Genomic DNA, 6250 nt, shown 5'->3' on the forward strand with positions numbered 1-6250 from the left:
TGTCTGTGTTGGGTGCGGCGTGTCACGGAGATGTGTTGTACGGTGTACTGCCCGCTCGACGCCTCGAGGGGGTTGGGCCAGTATGTCACGACTTTGCCTCTCGCGAGCCCGCGCGGGTCGATGTAGGCGACAGGAGTGGGCGCGTACTGGTACGTATTCACACCGCCGTGCAGTGCGATCGGGTCTTCGCTGATGAAGCGCCCGAGTTGCGGATCATAGTACCGGAGGCGGTTGTAATGCAGCCCGGTTTCGTCGTCGAACTGTTGGCCCTGGAATCGCAGCGGGTTGCGGGGCGTCGCACCGGCAGCCCGTGATGCCCGCGCAATGACTTCCTGTGCATGGCCCCAGGCTCGATAGGAAGCCTCCCACACCACTTCGCCGGCTTCGTCCGTGAGCATCAACGGCGTGCCAATCTGGTCGCAGTGATAGTAAAACACGCTGGCGTCGCCTTGACGGCGAGGATGACGCTGCAGCGCGTCGCTTTCCGGCGCGTATCGATTGGTATCGTCGTGCGTCGGCGTGGGCATGCCGATGCCCGAGCCCGAGAGGAACTGGACGACTGGCACTGACGTCCCCGGTTCGTACACGTAGTGCGTGCTGCGATTGCCGTCGGTCTCGTAGGCGAGTTGGTCGCCTTCCCAGCCGAATATGATGCGTTCGCCGTCGACTTCCTTCGCGATCCGGCGTCCCAGTGCATCGTAATAGTAACGCGCGTGGCTCTGACGGTTCTGAGTCGAGATGCGGGCCGCCGTCAGGCGGCCGAACGCGTCCCATTCATAGTGCCGTTCACCGCTCGGTGAGCGGGCATGGACGAGGTTGCCGCGTGGGTCGTACGCGAAGCGTGTGCCGGCGTACTCGGTCAGCAGATTGCCCAGCGCACGCGGTACGTTCGCCGGTAGCGTGTTGTCCGGACGTACGGGGCTGGCACCTGGCGACGGGCGGGGCGTGGCCGACCGATCCGGATTGGCGAAATTTCCGGCCGCGTCGAACGCGAAGCGCTCCGAACCGGCCGGCCCGGATGATTCGACAAGGCGTCCGGCCGGATCGTAACGATAGCCGATGATGCCCTTGAGGCTGTCCTCGATCTCGATCGCCTGACCCGCGGCGTCGTAGCGATAGCTGCGGGCGGCGAACGGGGCCGGTGCCTGGTTGCGCTGCACCGATCGTCGGGCTAGTCGGCCGGCCGGATCAAATGCAGTGAATTGACTGACGCGGCTCGACAGCGTGCGTACCGTTTCGCGATGCAGGTCGTCGCGCTCGAGCTGCAAGTGCTCCTTGCCGTCGAGCAGCATCCCGTGCACGTGTCCCGAACCGTAGGTGAGCCAGTCGATCGAATGACCGTCCGGGCGAATGGTCCGTACGCGGTTGCCCAGCTCGTCATATTCGTGATGCCACACGTAACTGCGCGCTTCGCCGAACAACGTGTACGCATGGTGCTCGCGAACCAGATTGCCGACCGGGTCAAAGAAGCGCTGCACGCGGCTATGGCGGTTGGTTGCGTCGATCCATCTGCCGCTCGCATCGAAGACGAAGCGCTCGGAATCGTCGCCGGCCGCGCGGGCATTCGGCCGGCCGGCGCGATCGTGTTCGAGCGTCACGACTTGCCCGGCATCGTCGATAGACTGCAGCAGGCCGTCCGTTTCTCCGTACGTGTAACGGATCGTTCGTCCGTCGAATCCCGTTTCCCGAACGACCCGGCCCAGCGCGTCGTACTCGAAACCGTACGTCGCGGATTGCGCGTTAACGACGGCAGTGACGTGACCCAGTCCGTCATAGCGGTACGTAGTCGCGTGCCCCAATGGATCGGTCCGACGCACGATCCGGCCCGCGGCGTCATAGTCGAAACGAGTCTCGTTGTTCAGGGGATCGACATGAGCAAGCAACCGTCCTTCGGCGTCGTAGCTGACGCGCTCGATTCCCGCTGGCGTCCTGATCTCGATCGGTCGGCCGTTTTCGCCATAAGCAAATGTCGTCACGGCGCCTGACGCATCCTGCTCGGAGGCCAGCCGTCCGTCGGCATCGTAGGTCAACGCGGTGGATTTGCCGGAACAGTCCGTCCGAGACGCCAGGCGACCCGCGGCGTCGTAGGTGAGCGAAACGACGCCGCCCTTCGCATCCTTGATTGCCGTGACGTTGCCTTGCCCGTCGTAGCTGTATTCGGTTCGGTGACCGAGCGGATCGATGCGCGCGGCGACCTGTCCGGCCGCATCGTGCTCCTGTTTCCAGACATGGCCGTGCGGATCGGTTACGCCGACGAGACGCGTGTCGTCGTCATAGGTCATGGCGATCGTGCTGCCGTCCGCCCGCACATGTTCGACGAGATTGCCGCGTGCGTCGTAGCGCATGTGCTCGACGCTGCCGTCGCGATGGATATATTGCGTGAGGTTGTCATGCTCGTCGCGATACAGCCATTCCTCGCTGCCGTCGGGGTGAATGACCCGGAACGTGTACCCCTTGATGTCGTAGTAATGGCGCGACACGTTACCGAGCGCATCGGTGACGGACACCATCCGGAAGTCGGGGTGCCAGGCAAGCGAGACCGCGTGACTTCCGTCGTCCGCCCGCTCGCGGATGCATTTCGCCTTGGGTCCCGATCCGTCCCATTCGAGATGCATGCCGCGTCCGGTTCGATCCGTATAGTACGTAACCAGATGATTGGCGTAGCGATACGAGCGGGTATTGCCATAGCGATCGGCGGCCGCGACGAGGTCGCCTTCCCGGTCGTACGTGTATGTCGCCAGCGTGCCCAGTCGCACGCCGTCTGCGTCGTGGTGGACGATCTCCACGATGCGGCCGTGTGCGTCATGCCGGAATGCGACGAGGGCATGCGGCGCAATGATTCGGGACAGGCGTCCCGGTGCATCGTAGTCGAGGGTGAGCTGATTGCCGGTCAGGTCCTTGACGAACGCGAGTCGGAACCTGTCGCCGTGCCTTTCGTACACTTCGACGAGTTCGGGGCCGCGCGTAAGTGTCAGCCATTGGTCGTCGACGCGGAGCAGGGTGAGGCTTTCGGCGAGGTCGTCCTTTGCCTCACCCGGGGCCAGAAGCGGGTAATCGAGACTCCGGCCGTCGGCGCCGTGGTAGACGAGCTTCGTGGCGTGAATGTCGAAGCGCGACGTGTAGGGCGTGATCCAGCGCGCACCGAGTTCGCCCCGATCGTCGTAGGCGTCGAAGAAAGACCGGTAGGTCCGTTGCCAGGTGATCGATAACGGGCCATCGAGCACGAAATCGTCATGCTCGATCCGTTCGTCGCCGAGCGCGAATCCAATCGAGCCCACGCTGCGCTCCGGTGTCGTCGGCACGGGGCACCCGCGCTTGCAGTCGCCGGCACCGGGATGCTCCGCCGGTGCCGAGTGATTCATGACTTCGTTGCGGGCTTGCGGTCGCTGTGCCACGACACGGGCCTGTCCGCGGGACGGGATGCCCGTCATGTGCTTCTTCGGATTGACCTGACGCCAGCGCATGACGCCCTGTTCGCCGACCTCGATCAACCAGCCGATCTTGCCGATCTCGTTGCCGTCGAGGCTGCGAACATACTTCATCGTGGCCGGGATTTTTGCCCGCAGATCGTTCGAGATCTTCAGCAGGTCCTTGCTGGCGGCCGGATCGATGAATTTGGCGGTTTTGGTCGCGACGTTGGCGACGCCCTTTACTTCGATCTTCGCGAAGTCGATGATGAACTGGCCTGCACCATGGAACACCTTCTTCGCGTCGTACGACGTGAATCCGGCCTTGATGTCCTTTGCGTGGCGCTCGGCTGCTCGCAGGTTGCCGTCCACCTCGAAGCCTTTTTCGCCGGCGGCCTGAGCGAAGAGATCGGCAAAAGCGGTCATCAATTTGCCGATGTATTCCGCGCATTTGTGGAGCAGATCCGAGAGCCCCGCTTTCAGGTGCTTGATGAAGTTCTCGATCTCGCCGGCGAAGCGTTCGTTCAGGCTCGTCGCGATCGCGCCGATCACGGCGTCCCGCAACATGTACGCGGATGATTCCAGCACGGCCTTGCCGCTTTTCGCGACTTCCTGGCGAATGATCTTCAGCAGCGGCCGGGCGGCAACCCGTATTTCCGCGGTGCCGGGTGGCAACGGCACGACGCCGATCAGATCCAGTCCGAGATTGGTCCAGTCGAATACGTCGACAGGTTTGCTGCCATGCTCGATCATCGCCTTGATATCGAGCACGACGTCGACCGCGGCAAAGATGTTGGCAAGAATCGGTATACCGGATGCCACCATCTTGAGGCGTTCGGCATTGACCAGTCCGCCACTGATGTTGACCAGCCATGCATCGATCACCTTGATCGATGCATCGACGTCAATGGGTTGGATTCTGTTGAGCGGCGACACGAAAACGTCGGTCGGCTTGGGAAGAAGGGCGCCCGAATCGGCCATGATGTTTTTTCCGAAGGAGTTGGACGAGACGGTGCTTACGTCAGTTTGAGCGCGGGGGCTGCGTTGCGCGCCGTCTGCGCCAGACTGCTGAGCTGCCTGGCGGTTGCGGTGAGCTGGCTCGCCTGTGACAACGCGGCTTGCGCGGCGGCCGGCAGTTGCCCGACGATGGCCTGCTGCGCGATACCGGAGGCCTGGCCGGCGATAGCGCTGGCCAGGGCGGGGGCGCCCTGCATGGCCTGGCCGGCGATTCCCGCGAATGGGCCGGCGGCGTTCGCGAGACCGGCTGCATTCGTCAACGCGCCGGCACCGGCTGCACTTGCTGCCGCGGGCAGCAAGCCGCCCAGTTGATCTTTGGCAATCGTCGCGTCGGCGGCGCCATTCTGCTGCGGCTGCGCTGGCCAGCGTTCGACGGGGAAGAGGCTGCCGTCCTGGTCCTGATCGCGTGGATCATGACCGAACTTCACTTGAGCTGCACCGGCTGGCAGTCCACTCACGACCATATGACCGCTGTTGTCGAGCGCGCCGCTCCTAAGCAAGCCGCCGCTTGCGTCGAATACGGAGAACGTGCCGCCTTTCACTGGCTGGCCGTTGGCGTAACGATGCAGCAACTCCAACTGCCCCGGCTGATCCGGCCGCGGGCTCGGCAGCGGATATCCCATGCTTGCCGGCCCCGCGAACGTATGCGATGCACCCTTGATATCGATCTTCCCGGGCGCATGCACCTCGACGTTGCCATCCTTGATCCGGATGTAGGCGCCGCCGCTCGTCAGCAGGATCCCCTGATCGGCCGCGATCTCGATCTGCGCCGTCGCCGACACCACCTTCACCGCCTTCTGCGCGGTCACCTCGATGTTGTCCGACTGCGCCTGGATCTCCACCTTGCCCTTGCCCGCGAACAGCTTCATCCCCGCGTTCTGCACGAACAGGCTCAGTTTCTGCCCGATGCTGCCGATCAGCGACTTGCCCGCCGCGACGTGCACACTCTGTCCGCTCGCCACGTTCACGTGATCGTTCGCGACCACATGCACCGACTGCTGTGTCGACATCCCGATCCCCGACGGGCTGCCGAACAGCATCACCGGCTCCTTGAATGCGTTCGCGTTACCCGTGCCGCCGCCTGCCGTGCGCCCGCCCGCCGCGCTGCCCGATGCGCTGTCCTGCGTCGCATCCGTGAACGCGCGCATCGTGTCCTGCGCGTCCTTCATGCTTTCGGCCTGATGCTGTTCGCTCACGCCTGACATCGCCTCGACGAGGGTCTCGCCCGTCACGAGCTGCTGCTGCGCTTCCTTCACGTCGAGCGGCTGGCTGTTCGCCGCCTTCGGCTGCGTCGTCACGTACAGGCCCTGGCTCGCCCGCACCGCGCCATACGCATCCGAGCGCAGGTCGAAGCCGCTACCGAGATACGACCCGCGCGAATTGCCGCTCTGGTCGATGATGTAGCCCAGATGCAGCAGGCTGTTCGCGCTGCTGCTCATCAGCTGCACGCGGTTCTGCCCGGACGCGTCGTCCATCACGAGCTGGTTGTAGCCGCTGCCCGAATACTCCTTCGACCGATACCCGGACAGGATCCCGTCGGTATGCCATTGCGGCTGGTTCGCGCCGTTGTACACGCGCCCGACCGCGAGCGGCCGGTCGCAGTCGCCACCGACGTAGTCGATCAGCACTTCCTCGCCGATACGCGGCACGTGCACGCCGCCGTAGCCGCCGCCCGTATCCGACTGCACGACGCGCACCCAGCACGACGCGTTCTCGTTGCCCGGATTCAACCGGTCCCACACGAACTGCACGCGGATCCGGTTCAACTCGTCGGTATAGACCTCCTCGCCCTGCGGCCCGACGACGATCGCCGTCTCGAGATGCAT

Annotated in this window: 2 protein-coding genes; both read right to left on the reverse strand. The window is 64.1% G+C overall.

Annotated features, from left to right (window positions below; genetic code table 11):
• Positions 1-4388 (reverse strand): RHS repeat-associated core domain-containing protein (locus G3O00_RS38900; protein WP_206146166.1); only part of this gene is annotated, 4388 nt, incomplete at its 3' end.
• Positions 4389-4423: 35 nt separating this feature from the next.
• Positions 4424-6250: type VI secretion system Vgr family protein (locus G3O00_RS38905; protein ID WP_206146167.1), on the reverse strand; the 1827-nt coding region annotated here is incomplete at its 5' end.

It is taken from the genome of Burkholderia sp. Ac-20384, from assembly GCF_017104605.1.
GTDB lineage: Bacteria > Pseudomonadota > Gammaproteobacteria > Burkholderiales > Burkholderiaceae > Burkholderia > Burkholderia lata.